Annotated in this window: 15 protein-coding genes; 1 reads left to right on the top strand and 14 read right to left on the bottom strand. The window is 74.0% G+C overall.

The window, feature by feature from the left end; genetic code table 11:
* The 13 genes from QSK10_RS31105 to QSK10_RS31045 are packed head-to-tail and all read right to left on the bottom strand — an operon-like array spanning position 1 to position 18,553.
* The gene (locus QSK10_RS31105) at positions 1-510 is read right to left on the bottom strand and encodes a phage baseplate assembly protein V (RefSeq protein ID WP_285666995.1); all 510 of its coding nucleotides are present in this window, start codon (positions 508-510) and stop codon (positions 1-3) included.
* Positions 507-1,694, bottom strand: a complete 1,188-nt coding sequence (locus QSK10_RS31100; RefSeq protein WP_285666994.1) for a hypothetical protein — start codon at positions 1,692-1,694, stop codon at positions 507-509. Before QSK10_RS31100 ends, QSK10_RS31105 begins: the two co-directional genes overlap by 4 nt.
* On the bottom strand, positions 1,687-2,037 hold the full coding sequence (locus tag QSK10_RS31095) for a hypothetical protein (RefSeq protein WP_285666993.1): 351 nt from the start codon (positions 2,035-2,037) through the stop codon (positions 1,687-1,689). The genes QSK10_RS31100 and QSK10_RS31095 overlap by 8 nt, the downstream gene beginning before the upstream one ends.
* Complete coding sequence (locus QSK10_RS31090) at positions 2,034-2,690, bottom strand: hypothetical protein (RefSeq protein ID WP_285666992.1); 657 nt, start codon at positions 2,688-2,690, stop codon at positions 2,034-2,036. The genes QSK10_RS31095 and QSK10_RS31090 overlap by 4 nt, the downstream gene beginning before the upstream one ends.
* A complete protein-coding gene (locus QSK10_RS31085) occupies positions 2,687-4,075 on the bottom strand; it encodes an eCIS core domain-containing protein (protein ID WP_285666991.1) in 1,389 nt (462 codons plus the stop codon). The genes QSK10_RS31090 and QSK10_RS31085 overlap by 4 nt, the downstream gene beginning before the upstream one ends.
* On the bottom strand, positions 4,072-11,082 hold the full coding sequence (locus tag QSK10_RS31080; RefSeq protein WP_285666990.1) for a hypothetical protein: 7,011 nt from the start codon (positions 11,080-11,082) through the stop codon (positions 4,072-4,074). Before QSK10_RS31080 ends, QSK10_RS31085 begins: the two co-directional genes overlap by 4 nt.
* Complete coding sequence (locus QSK10_RS31075) at positions 11,079-11,345, bottom strand: hypothetical protein (RefSeq protein ID WP_285666989.1); 267 nt, start codon at positions 11,343-11,345, stop codon at positions 11,079-11,081. The genes QSK10_RS31080 and QSK10_RS31075 overlap by 4 nt, the downstream gene beginning before the upstream one ends.
* Complete coding sequence (locus tag QSK10_RS31070) at positions 11,345-13,219, bottom strand: ATP-binding protein (protein WP_285666988.1); 1,875 nt, start codon at positions 13,217-13,219, stop codon at positions 11,345-11,347. Before QSK10_RS31070 ends, QSK10_RS31075 begins: the two co-directional genes overlap by 1 nt.
* On the bottom strand, positions 13,216-14,508 hold the full coding sequence (locus tag QSK10_RS31065; protein ID WP_285666987.1) for a Pvc16 family protein: 1,293 nt from the start codon (positions 14,506-14,508) through the stop codon (positions 13,216-13,218). Before QSK10_RS31065 ends, QSK10_RS31070 begins: the two co-directional genes overlap by 4 nt.
* A complete protein-coding gene (locus tag QSK10_RS31060; RefSeq protein WP_285666986.1) occupies positions 14,505-15,323 on the bottom strand; it encodes a hypothetical protein in 819 nt (272 codons plus the stop codon). Before QSK10_RS31060 ends, QSK10_RS31065 begins: the two co-directional genes overlap by 4 nt.
* Positions 15,320-16,024 (bottom strand): hypothetical protein, encoded by a 705-nt coding sequence (locus QSK10_RS31055; protein WP_285666985.1) that lies wholly within the window; start codon positions 16,022-16,024, stop codon positions 15,320-15,322. The genes QSK10_RS31060 and QSK10_RS31055 overlap by 4 nt, the downstream gene beginning before the upstream one ends.
* A gap of 9 nt (positions 16,025-16,033) precedes the next feature.
* Entirely contained in the window at positions 16,034-16,555 is a 522-nt protein-coding gene (locus tag QSK10_RS31050) for a phage tail protein (protein ID WP_285666984.1), read from the bottom strand.
* Positions 16,556-16,573: 18 nt separating this feature from the next.
* Entirely contained in the window at positions 16,574-18,553 is a 1,980-nt protein-coding gene (locus tag QSK10_RS31045; protein WP_285666983.1) for a phage tail sheath C-terminal domain-containing protein, read from the bottom strand.
* 267 nt (positions 18,554-18,820) lie between these two features.
* Between QSK10_RS31045 and QSK10_RS31040 the strand changes: the two genes are divergently transcribed.
* Positions 18,821-19,327 carry a hypothetical protein gene (locus QSK10_RS31040; RefSeq protein WP_285666982.1) on the top strand — a complete coding sequence of 169 codons (507 nt, stop codon included), beginning with the start codon at positions 18,821-18,823 and terminating at the stop codon, positions 19,325-19,327.
* Here QSK10_RS31040 and QSK10_RS31035 read toward each other — a convergent pair.
* Positions 19,317-20,171 (bottom strand): LysR family transcriptional regulator, encoded by an 855-nt coding sequence (locus QSK10_RS31035; protein WP_285666981.1) that lies wholly within the window; start codon positions 20,169-20,171, stop codon positions 19,317-19,319. The genes QSK10_RS31040 and QSK10_RS31035 overlap by 11 nt on opposite strands.
* Between the last annotated feature and the right edge of the window lie 57 nt (positions 20,172-20,228).

Raw genomic sequence — 20,228 nt, 5'->3', positions numbered from 1 at the left:
TCAGATCACCACCAGCGCGCCGTTGTTGACCGTCACCGACGGCCCGGCCATGACGATGGTGGCGCCCTGCCCGTTGCTGATGGTGATGCCGATCTCGGAGACGGAGATGAACGCCCCGGTGCGGCCCTTGATGAGGATGCCGCCGGTGGGCCCGGGCATGTCGGAGACGACGAGGGTGTTCTGCCCGGCGGTCTGGATCACGAAGTGCGGCAGCCCCGGCGGGGCGGCCAGGGCCAGCGCGGGGACCTCGGCGGCCGAGCCGTACCAGCAGCCCGACCAGATCGGCTTGTCCGGGTCGCCCTGCTCGTACTCCACCCACACGCCCGCGCCGATCATCGGCAGGGTCCACACGCCGTGCTGGATCCCGGCCGCCGGAAAGCACGGCATGGCCCAGCTGGACGGCGGCAGGCCCGTCACGTCCGGGACCTGCACGAGCAGGCGGCCGGTCTGGAGCGGGTCGACGTTATTGAGGACGGTGCCTCGGTACTTCCCGTAGTAGGCCTGGCTCATGGGGTCACCCTGTCGTTGGTAGAGATCTGGGCGTTGCGGCTGAGGGTGAAGCGCTGCTTGAACTCACCCGGCTTGAGCGTCGAGGTCACCGACTTGACGTAGTACTCGCCGTCGTAGGCGCGCCCGGCGCCGCGCACCGCGACCAGGCGGCGGGCCTGGAGGGGCCGCCCGTAGCGCAGGACGTCGAGGGAGCCCGAGCCGGAGATCATCTGCCCGGACTGGGCGGCGCGGCCCAGGCCGCGCGACACGGCGGTGACCACGTCGTGCTTGGCGATGGCGTCCTCGCGCCTGCGTTCGGCCGTCTCGGTCTCGGCGGCGGCGTAGCGGGCCTGCCCGGCGTTGAGGCGCACGTACGACAGGGGCGGGATGAACTTCTTGCCGAGCATCGGGTTGAGCGGGGAGACGTCGGGCAGCGGGATCGGGATCGTGGTGTGCACCTCGGGGATGTGGCCCAGCAGCAGGTGGAACTTGCGGGCCAGCCCGTCGAAGGCGAAGGACAGCGACTCCACGTTGGTGGCGGCGTCCATGTTCACGCTCAGCGCCGGTTGCGGCGATCCGGCGCGCACCTCGGGTCCCCAGTAGGCGACGTTGACGCCGAGCTCGCCGGTCGGCTCGACGTAGAAGACGTAGCCGACCTCGTCGGCGAGCTGGCTGATGAACGCGTAGTGGGTGCCCTGCATGGCGGGGATCTCACGCAGCGGGTTCGGCACCACCATCGACAGGCTCGGGATGACGGCCGGGATCACCCCGTACAGCGGCACGAACGGCGCGAGCGCGATGAGGACTTTCACCTCGCGCGGGATGGCCGGCTGGGGCAGGCCGGACATGTCGATGAGGTCCATCATCTGGCTGACGTCGACGCCGGTGACGGTCAGCGTGGAGGCCCCGGCCTCGCTGGAGGGGGCGAAGTCGTGGCGAGTGATGACGCCGTCCATGAGGATGTGCCGCTCGCCGTCGACGTAGGCCAGGATCTGGACCCGGTTGGGCGGGTCGAAGCTGTTGCCGGGGAGGATCTCGCGGCTGAGCATGTCGTTCTTGGCGACGGCGAAGCGCAGCTGGAATCCGCCGCGCTGCCCGGCCGAGACGGTCACCTGCGCCTCCAGGAGGTTGCGCATGACTTCGGCCGGGAGCGGGCCGGTGCTCAGGGCGCCGACCCGCACGCCGAGTTTGACGCCCCTAAGCACCGGGCTCACCCCCGGTGACGCGGATGGCGGAGCCGGGTTCGGCGACCAGTTCGTCGGGGTGCATGACGAGGTTGGCGTCGGCGATGCGCCAGAAGCGCGTGGGGTCGCCGGTGACGTCGGCGGCGAGCCGGTCGACGCGGTCGCCCTCGGTGACGCGCAGGTAGCCGACGAGCGGCTGGTCCTCCGGGCGCGGGAGCATCCGGCGGCGCAGGTGGACGATGACGGTCCCGTCGGGGAGGGTGCGCTGCGCGGTGGGCGTGTCGGCGTAGCGGCTGCCGGGGGCCTGGTGGGTGGGGGCGGCCTGGGTGAGACCGGCGAGGATGGTGCTGGGGTCGAAGGTCACGGCAGTCTCCCGAGTCCGATGGCGTCGATGCCGGCGTTCGCCTGGCGGGCGGCGAGCTGTTCGAGGCGCTGGTGGTGGGTCATGGCGATCTGCCCGGCGCGGCTGTCGGTGCCGACCTCGTTGATGGTGGAGACGCGCATGCCGAGGTGGACCTTGGCGCGGATGGGGTTGAGCTGCCCGTCGTAGCTCTCCTCGGTGATGGTGAACTCGGTGAGCCGCACGGGCGTGATGTGGTTCTTGCTCCACACGAACAGGGTCAGCGGGGCGGGCGCGGGCGCGATCTCCAGTTCCCCGGCGGCGGCGAGCCCGGCGGCGCGGCGGACGTCGTCCAGGCGCGGGTAGATCATGGTCTCCAGGACGGCGAGCTGGGCGCGCAGGCCGACCTCGGCGACCACGGGATTGGCCTCGGGGAACTCCAGCTGGTCGGTGGCGTCGAACTCGCAGTCGACGGTGATGGTCTGGCCGGGCGGTCCGGTGAGCCGCAGGGCTTCGGCGCGGGCGCCGGCCTCGGCTCCGGCGCCGCGGACGGTGAAGCTGCGGGTGACGGTGTCCGGGTTGTACTGGAGGGGGATGACCCGGCGGACGGCGTTGGTGACGGCGTCGACGAGGGTGATCCCGCCCCGGACGACGCGTGGGGTCAGTGGGGAGCTCATCGGCTTCCTCCTCCGAAGATGCGGCGGATGCGGTCGATGACCTCGGGGGTGATCACCGGGACGGTGATCGTCGAGACGCCCATCCGGCTCAGCTCGTTGTTGCTCCGGTCGATGGCGGTGTTGCCCTCGCGCGCCAGCTGCCGGGACAGTTCGGAGCTGACGGCGAGGTTGGCGAGGCGTTCGGCGAGTTCGTGGTCGAAGCCGAGGCCGCGGTAGCGGTCGTATTCGGAGTCCACGGTGGACTGGATGGAGTCGCCGAGCCGGGTGTCGATGGAGACGCCGCCGTGGGAGAGCATCCCCTCGCGGATGCCGGTCCAGTCGACGCGCGGGCGGCGGGGCACGATGCCGGGGAACAGCCAGGGCTGGAAGGGCGTGCCGGGGGTGGGCCCGATGATCGGCGGGACCACGATCGGCGGCGGGAACGCGGGCCGGAACGGGGTGAACGTCGGCGGCGCGCCCGTCCCGCCCAGTGGCGGGACCGTCGACGGGTCGGGCAGGGGGTCGCCGAGCCGCCAGGGGCGCAGCAGCGAGGGGTCGAGGTGCAGTTCGAGCTCGGGGACGATGCTCGGGAAGCGCCGGGGCGGGTACAGCGAGGGCGGCGGCACGGGCACGCGCGGGGTGATGGCGCTGACGCGCAGGCCGGCCCGGCGGTTGCCGCCGGCCTCGGCGCCGAAGGCGGCGGTCTCGCCGTGGGCGTGCAGGACGACCTCGGAGCCCGGCGGGAGGATCAGCGCCAGCGCGGCCTGGACGGCGGCGGCGCGGTGGGCGGAGAGGTTCAGGTTGTAGGCGTCGTCGCCCTCGCGGCTGGAGTACCCGTCGACCTCCACGCGCACCGGCTGCGCTCCGGCGGGCAGCAGCGGCAGCAGCCCGGCCAGGCCCTGGTCGGGCAGGTCGGCGGAGTCGCGGGCGAACAGCACGCTCAGGTCCTCGCGGGAGGCGGGCGCGCGCACCACGTCGTAGTCGACGCGCGGCGGGGTGCGCCCGATGCCGCCGGTGCGCGGCTCGTCGTCGTGCTGGACGCCGGTGACGCCGGTGCGCCGCTGCTGGACGACGTGGGCCAGCTCGTGGGCGAGCAGGTCGTCGTCCTCGGCGCCGAGGACGACGTGGTCCCCGACGGCGTAGGCCCGCGCGTGGCGTTCGGCGGCGGCCCGGGCGGCGGCGGGTCCACTGTGGACGCGGACGCCGTCCAGGGACTCCCCCAGCCGCTCCTCGAAGAGCGCGCGGGCGGGTTCGGCCAGCGGCTCACCGACGCCGGGCACGGGCGCGCTCCCGGTGGTGGGCGGGGCGTCGAGGCGGGGACGGCGGCCCTCGGCGGCGTCCTCGGCCTGCCGCTCGGCGGGCCGGGCGAGGCCGCCGTCGCCGATGTGCGAGGCGCGGTGTCTCACGGCATCCTCCAGACGATGTCCTCGGCGACGGCGCTGCGGATGCGTCCGCCGACGAATTCGAGCTGGTTGCTGAAGGTCCCGGCGGCGGTGCTGCCCCGGCTGAGCCGGAAGATCACGTCGGAGGCGTCGCGGACGGTGATGGAGCCGGTGGTCAGGGACCGTCCGCCGGAGAGGGTGAAGTCGACGCGGTTGACGTGGGCCTGTTCGAGGCTGACCGGTTCGAGGCCGGTGCCCCCGGCGTCCTGCGGGATGTTGCCGTGCAGCCGCAGGCCGGTGATGGAGTTGGCGGCCATCTCGACCCAGCCCTCCATGCCGCTGATGGTGCCGCGCGGGAAGTTCAGGAAGAACGGGTTGGGGTTGTTCACCGACAGGTTCCCGTCGATGTTCTGCAGTTCCACGCTCGGCGGACCGGCGGTGGCCGCGCCGCTGAGGGCGCCTTCGAGGCGGTCGCGGGCGCGGCCCTGGAGCTGCTCCATGAGCCGCCAGGCCGAGACGAGGTGGTCGGGCGCGCTGAGGGTGGCGATCTCCCCCGCCCACAGGTCCCAGTGGGCGACGTCGATGTCGGGGGTCGGGATCCAGACGATGCCCCCGGGTGTCATGTACGGGATGTCGGGCGAGTCGAAGCGGAGCTTGAGGCGGTTGTTGCCGGTGTCGACCTCGAAGTAGAGGCGTCCCCCGGCCCACCCGGCGGTGTTCAGGGACGCCTGGAGCGACTGGTAGTTGATCTGCCCGGCGGTCAGGCCCAGGTCGATGGGGATGGTGTCGCCCAGCAGCCAGCCGGGGACGCTGTGGGCGGCCAGCACCGGCAGGTGCAGGTCGAAGCGCAGGCGCCCATTGAGGTTCTCGATGACCCGGTTGACGTGGATGGTCCGCAGCATGTTGACCAGGTCCCCGTAGGGCGTGGTCGACGACGAGGCGGTGGGCGTGGCCGCGGGGAAGGTCTTCTCGAAGTAGGCGCCGCTGATCTCCAGCCGCGGGATGCGGACCTCGGTGCCCGAGGCGGTCTCGACGCGGGCGGTGCCGGGCAGGACGCCCCGGTCGACGCGGACGGTCAGCCCGCCGGCGGGGTCCACGAAGGACAGCTGGGAGATGTTCAGCCCGGTCGCGGTGGCCACCCCGGTGCGGGTGTCGTAGGTGGCGCGGTCGGCGCGCAGCCCGCCCTCGGGGAGCGTGCTGGTGGCGGGCCCGAACAGCCGCAGCATCGACGGCGGCGCACCGGCGCTCTCGAAGGCGGCCACGATCTGGGTGACGCTGGGGTTGGTGAGGCTGAACAGCATCCCGCCGCCGCTGAACCTGGTCGCGTCGATCTGCTCGGCGGTGACGCGGCCCTCGAAGTCGCGCAGCCGCCCCGGGATCGCCGCCCGCAGGCGCGGGATCAGCAGGCCGGGCAGGCCGGGGCCGCCGGTGGCCGAGGGCGTGCCGAGCAGGGAGAGCGACAGCTCGGGGATGGTCCAGCTCCCGCCGACCGTGGAGGGCGAGTCGATGACCACGCCGCCGGGCGGGATGGCCAGGGTGAGACCGCGCAGGAACGCGGTCTCACCCGGCGCGACCCAGATCCGCACCGGGTGCGCGCCCGTGGCGTCCGGGGCGATCAGGTTGGGCAGGGTCAGCTGCACGCCGTCCAGCTCCAGCGAGTCCGCCTGGAGGTCGCGGACGACGATCCGCCGGATCGCCGAGGCCCGCGCGCCACCGGCGCGGCGGCGCTCCTCGGCCGAGCGCAGCTCGATGCGCAGCCGCGTGCGCAGGCTGTGCAGGATCGCCCCGCGCCCGCCGGTGAGGGTCTCGATCCGCAGGTTCGGCGAGTCGTAGGTGGCGCGGTCGACGGTGACGTCCCCGATGGACAGTCCCGGGGCGGTGCCCGCGCCGAACTCGACGGCCTCCCGGCTGATGCTGAGCTCGCCCAGGTCGAGATCGCCGACGCGGACGTGCGCGGAGACGTCCCGCCGGTCGGCGGGGGTCGCGCCGGGGTCGTGGTATTCGACGTCGGCGTCCAGGCTCGCCCCGGCGCGCACGACGATCCGCCCGCCGGCCGAGAACGTCGCCGACAGCCGCGAGACGTTCAGGGTGGCCTCGGTGGTGAGGTGCTGGGCGAGGGTGCCGTGGAAGTCGGCGGCGACCGAGGCGATGCCGAGGGTCCCGGCGGTGATGCCGCCGGGCCGGGTCCATTCGAAGCCGCCGAGGGTGATGGTCTCGATCCGCAGGGGCTCGCGGCCGGGCGCCGGGGAGACCGCGCGGCCGAGGTTGATGTCGATGGGCGGCGCGCTGTAGTGCAGGTTGGTGGCCGTGACCGAGGCGATGACCAGCGACTCCACCCGCACGCGCATCGGCCCGCTCGCCGGAGTCTGCACCGACCCGTTGGCGGTGAGCCCGCTCAGCGTCACCCCGCCGGTGGAGGAGATGCTCTCGCCGTCGCCGGTGCGCCAGTTGAGCCGCCCGAGCTGGAGGGTCGGGATCTGGAGGTAGCGCAGGGTCCAGGTGTCGCCGGAGTGCTCGGCCCCGGCGCTCAAGACCAGCCGCTCGATGGCGACCTGCCCGTCGGAGGTGCCCAGAAGGCCCTCGGTGAGCACCAGGCCCGACAGGTCGAAGGTGTCCCGCCCGCGCGCCAGCCGCACGCCCAGGGTCCCCACCCGCCTGGCGCTGCCGAGGGTCCCGCCGAAGCTGAAGGCACCGGCGGCGACGTTGAAGCGCAGCCGTTCCAGGGCGTCCAGCCCGAAGGCGCCGGTGATCTCGCTGTCGCCCATGGTCGGCATCCGCACCACCACGTCGTCGGCGGTCAGCCCGAGCAGCGAGCCGGAGCGGACGGTGGCCCGCCACGCCTCCCCGCCGTTGTTCTCGACCACGAGGTGGTCGGCGACGACCTCGTCGACGCGCAGGTGCGGGACGCGCAGCTCCGTGCCGCCCTCGACGTGCGCGTAGGTCGCGTTGATGAGCACGCCCCGCAACGTCGTCGGCCCCTCGGAGTGGACCCACATCGACGAGGTCCGGTAGTCGATGCCCTCCACCACCACGGTCGTGGCGCGCATCCCCGTGACGCGGTAGGCGGTGACCGGCCCGGTGGGGGTGTCGCGCAGCCGCTCCACCTCGCCGCTGAGGCCGGTGATGCCGACGCTGCCGATCTGGTTGCCCGCCCAGTCCAGGGTCACGCCCCGGGCCGTCACCGAGCGCGCCGACACGCTGTGCCCGCGCCGGGGCCGCCCGTCGGGGCCGGGCGCGAGGTCTCGCTCCGGCGACGCGCTCACGCCCGCGCCGGTGATCTCGTCGACGTGGATGGCGCCCTGGTTGTAGCCGCGCACGGTCAGGCCCTCGGCCCCGAAGCGCAGCGCGCTCAGGTCGGTCAGCCCGGGCCCGAACAGGAAGTCGGCCCCGGCGTCGGTGGCGCCGATGGACTCGATGTTGATGCCGAAGCGGGTCCGCAGCCGCAGCCGGGCCAGCTCCAGCACCAGCTCGGTGCGGGCGCGCTCCTCGGGGGCCAGCGGCGGCGGGGTCCGCAACCGCTGACGCGCCGCCTCGTAGTCCCCGGCGTCCTCGATGACCGACTCCAGCAGCCGCCGCCGCTCCTCGGGGGTGTTCGGCGGCAGAGCCGCCAGCTGCCGCCGCAAAAGCGCCACCGTGGGCAGATCGGCCTCGTCGGCGAGCATCGACAGCCCGCGCACCTCGGCGGTCTCGGCGCGGATGGGCAGGACGGCGGGCGCCACCGCGCCGCCGGGGTAGCCGGGGCCGTGGTCGCGGAAGGCGCGCACCCGGTCGGCGTCGGTGAGGAACTGCGAGGCGGCCGGGGCGGTGTCGGGGCCGAAGACGGGCGACTCGACGTCCCCGGTGAGTCCACTAAGGACGATGTCGTCGACGTAGAGGGAGCCCGACAGGCCGCTGACGGTGAGGGAGCCGATGTCGGCGACCGCGCCGCCGGTGAAGCGCTGCTCCAGCGCCGCCGCGCGCCGCCGCTCGGCCCCGGTCACGCTCGACGGGTCGGCCACGAAGCGCGCCCGGATGTCCTGGAGCTCCGCCCAGGCGCGGCCGTCGTCGGTGCCGCGGTCGCTCAGTCTCGCCAGCCGCTGCCGCGTCTCGGTCAGCCGGGCGGAGTGCCGGGCCACCGCGTCGGCGTCGCCGCGTTCGGTGGCGCGCGCCAGCCGCCGCTCCAGGACCTGGATCAGCCGCAGCAGGAACGCGCGCCGGTTGAGCCCGGCGCCCAGCACGATGTCGGAGAAGCGCACGGTGGAGGCCGTCCAGGAGCCGCCGAGGGCGATCCCGTCGAACTGGACGCGCTCGGCGGTGACCGCAAGACCCTGGACCGAGCCGAGCCCGCGCAGGCTGCGCTGGACGTAGCCGACGCGCTGGATGAGGTTCACGATCGCGCTGATGATCGGCCCGAAGATCGGGATCGGCAGCCCGAAGTCACTGCCGGGCGGCGCGGGCAGCGGCTCCTCGTCGCCGGTGGGGGTGGCGTCCACACCGAGGGAGTCCAGAGTGGACCGGGCCACGCCGAGGAAGAGGCTCTCGGTGGTCAGCAGCAGGTCCTCGGCCATCGCCGAGCTCATCCGCAGCCGCAGCGCCGTCGGGCGCCGGGTCTGCTGCGCGGGGAACGTCGCGGCGACCGTGAGGCCCTCCAGCACGATCCGGTTGGAGCGGGCGGTGAAGGTCGCGCCGATGTGGTTGAGCCGGTCGATCTCCAGCCGGTCCATGGTCAGCAGGAGCAGCCCGTCGCGCGGGTTGTAGGAGGCGCTGAGGCGGTTGCCGCCCGCGCTCAGCTGCGCGGGTCCCACACCGCCGCCCATGAGGTCCTGCACGTCGCTGAGGTCGAGGTCGTCGAAGCCGACGTTGTTGAGGCCGAGGTTGAGGCTGCCGATGATGCGGCCCAGGGCCCGCAGCCGCACCCACAGCCAGCTCCCGGCGCGCGACAGGACCGTCCACAAATCCTGCGCGGGTTCCTCGATCGGCAGCCGGTAGGGGACGTACTCGCGGCGGCCGGGCTCGGAGTAGAGCCGGAAGGCGTCCACCATCGGCTGCAACTCGGTGATCGTGAAGGCCCGGGTCTCCCGGGAGCGGTCGAAGACCCACCGGTGCTCGCCCAGCTCGATGGCCATCCGCACCAGGGTCCGCAGCTCGGCGGCGTGCCCGGGGGCCCACATCACGTTGTCGCGCAGCCGGTCCATGATGCGGCCGCGCTCGGCGCCGCCGGGGTCGGCGAACAGGTGCATCCCGGCGGCGTGCCGCATGTCCTGGGTGAGCGCGCCGGTCAGCGCCGCCCACTGGCCGGTGGCCTCCAGCTCGCGCCGGTCGGCGGCGGGCAGGTGCCGCGAGAGCAGGAACGCCACGAACGCGTCGTGGGCGTTGGTCGACCACTCCGAGGCGAAGATGCCGATGATCGGCACGTCCCGCCACGAGTTGTGCGAGACGAGGTCGTTGACCTGGCGGAAGAGCATCGCCGGGTCCCGCAGCTCGGCGACGCGGCGGAACAGGTGCAGATTGTCCAGCTCGAACAGCCACCGGTCGGGCAGCCGCCGGAAGATCGTGGACAGGTACCCGCGCCGGTCCAGGCCCTGGACGATGGCGCGCAGCAGCTCGGCGCGCTCGCTCTCGCTCAGCAGCAGCTGTCCATTGGGGCCGGTGGCCTCCCCCGCGCTCATGATCCGCAGCAGCAGGCCGGAGGCGTTGGCCTCGCTGATCCCGGCCTCGCAGGCGGCGGTCAGCGCGGCGAAGTCGGTCTGCGCCTGCCCGGACCGCAGCAGCACCGCCCGGCGCGAGGCGACGTCGCGGAGCTCGCCGTCCACCATCTCCAGCGTGATGCCCTCGTAGGCCGACTCGCGCAGCCCGTCGGGCAGTTCCTCCTCCATGCGCCGGAACCAGCGGCCGCCGTCCAGGCGCCGCCACCGGTCCTGGTCGGCGGGCGGGAGGCGGCGGACGATCTGGTAGGCCAGCCACGCCTCCCAGTCGCGCACCGCCCAGTCGGTGATGGAGCGGGTGAGCAGCCGCTGCACGTGGGCGAGGTTGGCGGCGGGCGCGCGGTGCCGGATCAGCTCCAGCGTCACCGGGCTCAGGGTCGGCACGCTCCAGCCGGAGGCCAGGTCGTCGATCAGGTCGCGGACGCGGTCGCCGGACTCGATGCGCTCCACCACCGCCGCCAGCCGCGCCGAACGCGGCACGTCACTCGGCGACTGCTTGGGCTGCGCGGGCGCGGGAGCCAGCGGCGCCAGCAGGTTCAGCGCGTCCTGCTTCCAGTCGCCGCGCCGGGCCGCCAGGATCCCGTTGAGCCGGTTGACCAGCGCGTTGTCCTCGGCCGAGCGGGCCGTGGCGCGCGTGCGCGCGGCCTCCAGCTCGATGTCGCGCTCGCGGTCCAGGACGCCCTGGTCGCTCGGCTCGCTCATCACCGCCCGCACCGCCGGGTTCTCGGTGAGCAGCGCGGTGAAGGTCTCGTCGGTGATGCCGCGCAGGACGTCCACCAGCGCCGCCCGCTCCACCGGGGCGAGCTCGTCGAGGGGCATCCCGGTCAGGAAGCGCGGCGGCAGCGCCCGCCGCTCCTCGGCCGTGGCGGCGTAGAGCGCGGCGAGCACCGAGCGGCGGTGGCGGCGGCGGTGCCCGGCGTCGATGTGGTTGTACAGGCGGACCCGGTGGTCGTGGCCGACGACGCGCATCAGCGAGGCCGCCACGACGAGGCCGAAGCCGTCCAGCAGCAGCAGGACCGCCGAGACGTCGGCGCCGTCGGCTTCGGGGAAGCCGGGCAGCCGGTCGCGGATGAGGGCGATGACGCGTTCGTGCTCGGCGCCCAGCGCGGCGTCGAGTTGCGCGTTGGTGGTGACCGGAGCGGTGCGGGCGTCGGCGGTGAGCGCGGGGGCGTCGCTCACCGGTGGTGCGGTGCCCGTCCCGACCGGTCCCGACGGCACCGCGCCGCCCGCGCCGGTCGGGCCGTCCTCGAAGGCGGCGGCCGACAGCAGGTCGGCGGGCGCGGCGAGGGCGCCGTCGGGCTCGGCGGCCGGTTCCGGCGGGGCGAGGGCGTGCACGGGCTGGTTCATCCGCCGAGTCCCTCGTAGAGGGCCAGCGCGAGGCGCTCGGCGAGCGCCTCGGCGGCGATGCCGGGCTCGGCGGTGACGGACAGCGGTGGTGGCGTGAGGTCTCCGCCAGCGCGCCAGGGTCCGGGTACGCCCCGGTCGGCGATGAGGCGGGTGAGCGCGGCTTCGAGGGCGGGGCCGAGGGTCTCGGGTCGCCGGACGGTGAGGCCGTGGACGGCGAGCTCGCCCACGCGCAGGCGCACCCCGGCCGGTCCCTCGCCGTTCATCACCAGCCTCCGGTCTCGGCGGCGGTGAGCGGGCGGTCGAGTTTGGCGTATTCGGCGCGGGCGGCGCGCATGACGTGGCCCATGCGGACGGGTGCGTCCTCGTCGGCGGCGAGGAACGCGGCGTGCAGGGCGATGTTGCGGATGTTGCCCCCGGCGATGTTGAGTTGCGCCAGGCGGGCGGGGTCGAGGGCGTCGAGGGGCACTTCGGCGGGGAAGGCGCGCAGCCAGATCCCGGCGCGCTGGGCGTGGTCGGGGAACGGGAACTGGACCACGAAGCGCAGGCGCCGCAGGAAGGCGGGGTCGAGCGCGGAGCGCATGTTGGTGGTGAGCACGGCCAGGCCCCGGTAGTTCTCCATGCGCTGGAGGAGGTAGCCGACCTCGATGTTGGCGTAGCGGTCGTGGCTGTCCTTGACCTCGGTGCGTTTGCCGAAGATGGCGTCGGCCTCGTCGAAGAGGAGGACGCAGCCGCCGCGTTCGGCGGCGGCGAAGACCGCGCGGAGGTTCTTCTCGGTCTCGCCGATGTACTTGCTGACCACGCCGGACAGGTCGACGCGGTAGAGGTCGAGGCCGAGGTCGGCGGCGATGACCTCGGCGGCGAGGGTCTTGCCGGTGCCGGAGAGCCCGGCGAAGAGCGCGCTGATGCCCAGTCCGCGGGCTCCGGCGCGTTCGAAGCCCCAGTCGCCGTGGACGCGGGCGCGGCCGCGGACCTGGGCGACGAGGTCGCGCAGGACGTCCTTCTGCTCGCCGGGGAGGACGAGGTCGGCCCAGGTGGCGCGGGGTTCGACGCGCTGGGCGAGGTCGTCGAGGCCGGTGCGGGCGCGGCGGCGGCAGACGTCCCAGAGGGAGCGGCAGCCGTCGAGGCCGCCGGCGGTGGCGGTGGCGATGTCGGTGTAGCCGAGGTCGAACTGCATGGTGGCCTGGTCTATCTGCGCGGCCCAGGGGTGGCCGGTCAGGACTTGTGTCCACAGTGCGCGTTGCTCGGCGCGGGAGGGGCGGGGCACTTCGATGGGGACGGCGGCGCCGGGCACGGCGGCGGGTTCCTCGCCGCATACGACGACGGGTCCCTCCAGGCGGGTGGCGATCCCGGCGGCGTCCTCGCCGGGTTCGGCGACGAGGGCGAGGACGGCGCCGTCGAGGAGGGCCTCGCGGGTCCACAGGCGCACGAAGGTGTCGCGGTCGGCGGCGGCGGTGGGCAGGTCGCGCACGGCGGCGCGGTGCACGGGGGCGTCCCCGGCGGCGTGGACGGCGACGGCGAGCTGGTCGGCGGCCTCGGGTCCGTGCAGGACGGCGGGCGGCACGGGTTCGCGGGGTCCGCGCGGGGCGGTCCAGGCGGCGCGGACGCGTTCGGCGGCGAAGGTGATCACCGACGGGGGCGGCAGGTCGGGGACGCGGCAGGCGCGCAGGTAGGGCCGCAGGCGCCGGTCGGGTTCGCGGACGCCGAGCAGGTGGTGCAGGACGCGTTCGTCGAGGGCGACGGGCGCGGAGGTGAGGCGTCCCTCGCCGACTTCGATGAGCCGGTGGTGGCGCAGGGGCGCGCGGGGGGTGAGGGCGCTCCAGTGCGGGTCTTCGAGGAAGGACAGGGCGAGGCCGAAGGTGGGCCGGTCGTGGCGTCCGGCGTTGAGGGCGCCGCAGAGTTCTCCGACGGCGGTGTCGAGTTCGTCGGCGACGGCCAGCAGCAGCAGGTCGCGTTCGAACTTGCTCAGCCCGAAGGCGGCGGCGAGCCGGTCGAGGGAGCCACCGGCGGGCAGCCGGTCGCGGGCGGCGCGGGCCTCGCCGACGCCGGCGTCGGGGCGGCCGAGGTGTTCGCGCAGGCGCGCGACGGTGAGCGCCACGTCGGCGGCCAGCGCGCGCTGCTCGTCCTCGGCCCAGGTCACAGGGTCACCCCCGGCACGGCGTAGCGGCCGGAGCCGTCGCGGGTGAGGGGGCTCTCGGCGCCGTCGACGGAGAGGCGGGCCACGTAGTCGCCGGTGGGGACGCGGGTGAAGGCGAAGGTGATCGCGGTGGTCTCGGCGGCGTTCAGGGGGATGCCGTTGCGGGCGGGCGCGGGCAGCGCGTAGGAGCGCGCGGGGCGTCCGGGCGGCGGGCCGATCTCGTTCAGCAGCAGCGTGACGCGCTGCTCGGGGGCGACGGCGGGGGCGACGGCCACGTCGATGGTGCCGGTGCCGTATTCGACGGCGTCGATGGTCTCGGTGCTCGTGGTGTGGGGGGTGAGGCCGATGACGGGGACCAGCAGGAACGGCACGCTGTTGGAGGGGAAGGCGTGGTGGTCGGTGGGCGGGTCGCCGAGCGGTAGGGCGACCTGGACCTGGGCGGACCGGACGCCGGCGCGCAGGTGGACGCCGCTCAGGTCGACGGTGATCGCCGAGGGCCCGACGTCCTGGGCGTCGGGCTCGTGCTCGACGGCGCCGAAGCGCACCAGGAGGCCTTCGCGGGCCAGGTCCCGGCCGAAGAGGGTGATGGTGGAGGTGGCGGTGATGGGCCCGGCGGCGGTGTTCTCCACCGCGTCCAGCGCGGGCGGCATCCCGGCGCCGCTGTAGGAGCCGACGCCGCCGACGGGCAGCGCGCGGCGGGTCCGGCGGGCGCTCTCGATGAGCACGACCCGGGCCTCCAGACTCACCGTCGGCCGGTAGTGGGCCTGCATCGCCGACCACAGCTTGGACAGCTCCTCGGGCCCGGCGACGGCGGTGGTCACCTTGATCTGCTCGACCTGGTCGGCCAGGCCCGATCCGGCCAGCGCGGGCGGCAGCGTCGGGTCGGGGACCGACGGGTTCAGCGCGGCCCGGATCGCCTCGCGGGTCAGCACCGGCTCGTCGTTCAGCAGCCGCAGGGCGTGGCCGAGGATGATCTCGGCGAAGTACTGCTCGGCGCCGTAGGCGGTCAGCAGGTAGTGCAGGTCGAGGGCCAGCGGCGGCCCGGTGACGGGCGTGCCGCCGGAGGACACCGAGGGCAGCTGCACGTTGCGGTAGGCGGTGTTGGGGGTGACCTGGTACAGGAACAGGTTCAGCTGCGCCGGTTCGGAGCCGCCGATGGTGATCCGGTCGGGCGGCAGCGCGCTGACGGTGACGTTCCCGACGGTCCCGGCGGGGTCGGTGGCGGCCAGGGTCTGGTTGAGGCGGCTGCGGAGGACGGCGGTGACGGCGGCGATCGCGTACCCGTTGCTCATCGGCGGCGCTCCAATCCGGACAGGTACCGCTCCAGCGAGGGCGCGGGGTCGTAGTCGCGGGCCGGTTCGGGCGGCGGCGCGACGGGACGGGGCGGTGCCGCCGCGCGGATCTCCACGCGGCCGATGGAGACCTCGATGACCGGCGCGGGCGCCGGTGGCGGGGGCGGGACGGGCGCGGCCGGGGCTTCGGGCGCGGCGGCGCGGGTCCGGGCCCGCACCGGCGCGGGGGCCGGGACGGGCGGGTTCGCCGGCGGCCGCCGCCGCGCGGGCGGTGGCGCGTCCGGTGTCGCGGCGGGCGGGGCCGGGACGTGGACGCCACGCTCGGTGAGGCGTTCGCGCAGGAGCCGGTCGACGGTCTCGCGGGTGGTGACGAGCGTGCGCTCGGGCACCGGCTCGGCTTCGGCGGCCGCGTCGGCGGGTTCGGGGAAGTCGGCGGGCGGCTGCTCGTCCACGAAGGACGCCGCCGGGACGGTCTCCACGGTGGAGTGGTGCTCGTGGCTCTCGACGCGCGTCACCGTCGAGTGCCCGGCCTCGGTGGCCACCGGCCCGGGCGGTTCGCCCGGGGCGGGGGTGGCCGGTCGCACCACCGGGGCGGGCGGCGGTGCGACCGGCGCGGGAGGCGAGGTTCGGGACGCCACCGGCGACGGCGGCGAGAGGAGCGGCGGGGACGCGGGGACAGCGGGCGCGGCCTCGATCTCGGCGTCGGTCTCGGTCTCGGCGAAGTCGCCGGGCTCGAAGGCGGTCCGGGCCCGGGGCCGCAGCATCGGGCCGCGCCCGAGCGCGGTGAGGGCGAGTGCGGTCAGGAACCCGCTCATCCGACCAGCTCCAGGTATCCGGCCCGGCGCACCGGGTCCATGGCGAGGATGTCGTGCTCGCTCCAGCCGTAGGCGGTGGCGAGGCGGTGGACCTCGCCCATCAGCCGCCGGGCGCGGGCGACGAGTTCGGTCCAGTAGAGGTGGCCGGGGTCCAGCCACAGGCCGATCGCGGCGCCGCAGACGGCGCAGTCGGCGGCGATGGACAGGTGCGCGTAGGGGTCGGCGGCGGCCATGGCGTCCTCGACGGCGGCGAGGACCGGCGCGGGCAGGGCGGTCGCGGGGACGGGCCCGGACGGGCCGCGGGCCTCGATCACGCACCGCTCCAGCAGCGTGGTCACCGCCGACGCCGGGTCGCCGGTGGCCGCGGCGGCCTCCAGGTCCCCGCAGGTGGGGACCCGGAAGGTCACCGTGTGGCCCGCGGCCTCGGCGGTGCCCTCCTCGTCTCCGGCGTGGGCGGAGGCGAGGAGGGCACCGAGTCCGAGGCCGAGTTCGAGGCGTTCCCCGCAGGACGGGCAGTCGGCCTCGGCGTCGAGCCGGTCGCCGAAGTGGCGGCGGCGTTCGGCCAGCAGCAGCAGGTTGCGGCGTCCCACGGTGAGCCCGGTGAGGTCCAGACCCAGTCCTTTGAGGACGGCCCTGGGCCGCGCCACCGGTGGCAGCCGCCGTCCGGTGGCCCACACCGCCATCACCCCGAGGTCGTCCATGGCGGGCCGCTACGGTTCGGTGAAGGCGGGTTCCGCGGGCTCTACCACCTCGTAGTCGCGTTCCCAGCCCTCGTTCTCCAGTTTGAGGTGCTGGATGGCGACGGCGTTGGCGTTGGCGTCGAGGTCGGGCAGGGCCTGGTACTCCGACACCCAGCAGCGGTAGAGCTTGTAGGCGAGGACCTTCTGCCCGGCCTCGTTCAGGACCTCCAGGACGAGGTCCTTGCGGAAGTCCTTGAGCGAGACCTCCTGGCCGAGGCCGGATCCGTGGTTCCACACCTTGTTGGCCCACTGCTCGAACTCCACGTCGTGGGTGACGCCGCGTTCGATGGTGACGGCCTCGTACTCGCTGCGGCCGGGCGACTTGCGGCTGGTGCTCGGGTCGCCGCCGTGCCGGTGCTTGACCACCTCGGTGGTGCGCTTGAGGGCGCTGACTTTGCTGGCCCCGGCGACGACCCGGCCGTCCCACAGGACGCGGAACTTGAAGTTCTTGTACGGGTCGAAGCGGTGCGTGTTGGTCGTGAACTCGGCCACCTGGGTTCCCGTCTCTTATCAGCTCTGGGTCTGACCGGCGAGCTGCTGGATGCGGATGATGACGAACTCGGCGGGCTTGAGCGGCGCGAATCCGACGACCACGTTGACGATGCCGCGGTCGATGTCGTCCTGCGTCGTGGTCTGCGCGTCGCACTTGACGAGGTACGCCTCGCGCGGGGTCGCGCCCTGGAACGCGCCCTGACGGAACAGCCCGTGCATGTAGGAGGTCAGGTTGAGCCGCAGCTGCGACCAGAGCGGCTCGTCATTGGGCTCGAAGACCGCCCACTGGGTGCCGCGGTAGACGCTCTCCTCGATGACCTTCGCCAGGCGCCGTACCGGCAGGTACTTCCACTGGCTGGCCTGGGCGTCGGCGCCTTCGAGGGTCCGCGCGCCCCAGCTGACGGTGCCGTAGACCGGCAGGGTCCGCAGGCAGTTGAGGCCGAGCGGGTTGAGCTGGCCGTTCTCGGCGTCGCCGAGGCGGTAGACGAGCCCGGCGACGTTGGCCAGGCGCGCGTCGACGCCGGCGGGCGCCTTCCACACGCCGCGCGCGGCGTCGGTCCGCGCCCACAGCCCGGCGACGGTGCCGCTGGGCGCGAGGCTGCGCAGCTGGTAGTCGTCGAGCGGGTCGGGGACGCGCACGCGCGGGAAGTACGCGGCGGCGTCGGGTCCCTTGGCGGTCAGCCCGGAGCTGATCCAGTCGAGGGCCGAGCGCGGGTCGCGGACGTCCGGTGGCGGGTCGACGATCAGGACCGCGCGACGCTCGGCGCACAGGGCCTGCGCGGCGGCGAAGATCGCGTTCGGGTCGACGGTGGAGTCGAGCGCGAACTGGTTGCCCGGCTGGGCGCGGGTCGCGTCGGGGATCGACAGGATGTTGAACAGGTCGGTCTTGCGCAGGGCGTGGATGCCCGTGTAGGCCGCCTGGTCGCCGATGAGGTCGGCGCTGGTGGGCAGCGCGACGCCGTCCACACCGGCCACCGCCGCGCCCTGGGCGAGCACCGCGCGGCCCTTGCCGAGCAGGTAGCCGCCCACATTGGGTTTCACCGCGCCGCCGAGTTTCAGCGCGCCCAGGACGTCGTCGGGCGTCCCGGCGGTGAAGGTGAGCGCGGCGTCGAGGGCGTTGGGGAGGACGGCGGGGTCGAAGTTCGCCGCGACCCGCAGGCCCTTCCCGTTGGCCGACGGGCGGACCGTCACGCGCGCGCCGGGCAGGGCCGAGCCCAGGCCGAGGTTCAGCTTGCGCTCCAGCAGGGCGGCGAGACCGGCGACGGAGGCGGGCAGGACCTCGCCCTTGTCGATGACCTTCACGTTGAGGTTGGTCAGCGGCGCGCCGGGCACGTCGGCGCTGACCTTGACCGAGTAGTCCTTGTCGTTGGCGAAGGCGCCGAGGCTGACGTCACCGCCGCTCGTGCCGGTCTCCACCGGCCGCGCGGGCGATCCGGCGGCGGCGGTCACCGCGATCATCTGCGAGCCGCGCGACTCGTCGTTGACCACGGTCTCCACGAAGTTGCGGCGGGTGCGGTTCATGGTCACGCCCGCGAAGCGCTCGGCTGCGCCGGTCGCCAGGTCGGTGACGGTGAGGTTGAAGGCCTTGTTGTCGCCGGTGAGGCCGTCGTAGTCGACGCTCAGGCGCACCAGGTTCGCCCAGGCCCCTTTGGACAGTGCCCGGGCGGTCAGGACGACGTTCGGCGAGCCGTCGACGGCGTCCTTGAGCTCGACCGAGGCGGCCACGGCGTCGTTCTTGGGCACGCGCACGACGAACGCGTCGGTGCCCCCGTTGAGGTAGAACTGCTGGACGGCGTAGCCGAGCTCGCTCTCGGCGTTCAGGCCCCCGAAGGCGCGCTGGAAGTCGGCGAAGCTCTGCACGCGGATCGGCCGGTGGTCGAGTCCCCGCGCCGTGTAGCCGACGAACGCGGCGATCGAGGACGCCACGCCCACGATGGTCCGGGTCCCGGACGGCATTTCTTCGATGTAGACACCCGGGTAGGTAGGCGCGATGGCCATGATCCCTCCGACGGTCGCTTTCGCTGCGCAGCGGACGGCGCGTCACGCTGTGGAGTCAGCATGAGCCGGGCCGGTGTGATCCGGAACACGCGAATCGGGGTTCGTCCCGTCCGGCCGAGGCTTTGTGCCCGTGAGGGCATGAGACCGTGAATGCGGGGCCGGAACGGGAGGGCATAAGGGAAGTGGCGCCTCCGCTTGCGCCGCGCGCGGAGCCGCGTCGCGCTCTCCGGCTACCCTGATGTCTCCCCGTCTCGCCGTAGGAGACCCGTGAGCCGCGCCGACCTCAAGTTCCTCCTCAAGGTCATCGCCGTCGTCCTCCTGCTGATCGCCGGGAGCGTCACGGCGGTGCTGAAGCTGACCGGGCCGGGCCCGGTCGCCCTCGACTGCGCGCCGGTGGCGAAGACGGCGAGCGAGCTGTACCCGTCGGTGTCGGTGGCCGGTCACCCGAAACCGGCGGTGTGCGAACTGGACGCCGGCGAGGACCGGCTGGTGGTCACCGTCTCCCGCGACGACACTGGTTCCGGCTGCCAGAGCCCGCTGAAGACCGAGGGCGGCGAGGGCTGCCTGACGGTCGTCGAGGGCTCCGGGACGCCCGGCTCCAACGGCGCCGAGGCCCGCCTCCTGATCCGCGACGGCGACCTGCGCGCCCTGGTCACCGCGCGCATGTCCGGCGCGACCCTCGCCCGCGCGGGCGATCACCCGCCGGTGGACGCCTACGTCCTGGCGCAGCTGACGCCGCTGGCGAGGGCGGCGCTGAAACAGGCTAGCGACTGACCGCCTCGGCGAAGGCCTTCAGCCGCACCGTTTCCGCGTCGCGCCGCCAGATCAGCGTCAGCGAGGACTCCGGCAGCTCCCGCGTCGGAACCACCGTGACATCGCTTCGCGGATGCAGCGCGGCGGTGGGCGCGCACTGGAGCATCGCGCCGCGCCCGGCGGCCACGGCCGCGAGGGCCTCCGGGTAGGTGCGGACGCGCGGTCCGGTGGGCGCGGCCTCGGGCCACGGGTAGCGCCACCAGTACTCCGGCGCGGGATCGGCCATGCCGATCACGGGGTGCCCGGCGAGGTCTTCGGGCCCGACGATCTTCTTGCGGGCCAGGGGATGCCGGTTCGACACCACCAGGACGAACGGCGCCCGGCTGAAGGGACGCGTGGTCACCAGGTCCGGCTCGGCGACGGGGTTGAGGACGACGGTGGTGTCCAGCTCACCGGAGCGGACGGCCCCGAAGGGATCGGCCGGGACGACCTCGGTCAGCCGGATCTCGCAGTCGGGATGGCGGGCCTCGAAACGCCCGATCGCGCCGGTCAGCCGCTCGCTGAGGCCGCCGAGGAAACCGATCCGCAGGACCCCGGCGATGCCGCGCGCCTCGGCGCGCGCCGACTCCACCGCCCCGGTCAGGGCACCATAGGCGGGGACGAGCCCGGCACGGAAGCGCTCGCCGATCGGGGTGAGCACCACGCGGCGGCTGCTGCGGTCGAAGAGCCGCGCGCCCACGTGCGTCTCCAGGGACCGCACGAGCTGCGAGACCCGGCCCTGCGAGACGCGCAGCCGGGTGGCGGCGCGCCCGAAGTGCAGCTCGTCGGCCACCGCCAGGAAGCCCTCGATCTCGCGCAGGTCCACTGCCACCTCCGATTAGTGCCGCTAATGGAAGCATGAGGTCTTCACCGTTGATCATCA

Source organism: Actinorhabdospora filicis, from assembly GCF_030269765.1.
Taxonomy (GTDB): domain Bacteria; phylum Actinomycetota; class Actinomycetes; order Mycobacteriales; family Micromonosporaceae; genus Actinorhabdospora; species Actinorhabdospora filicis.
The sequence above is the reverse complement of the archived record's forward strand: the minus strand, read 5'-3'. Positions and strand labels throughout refer to the sequence as shown.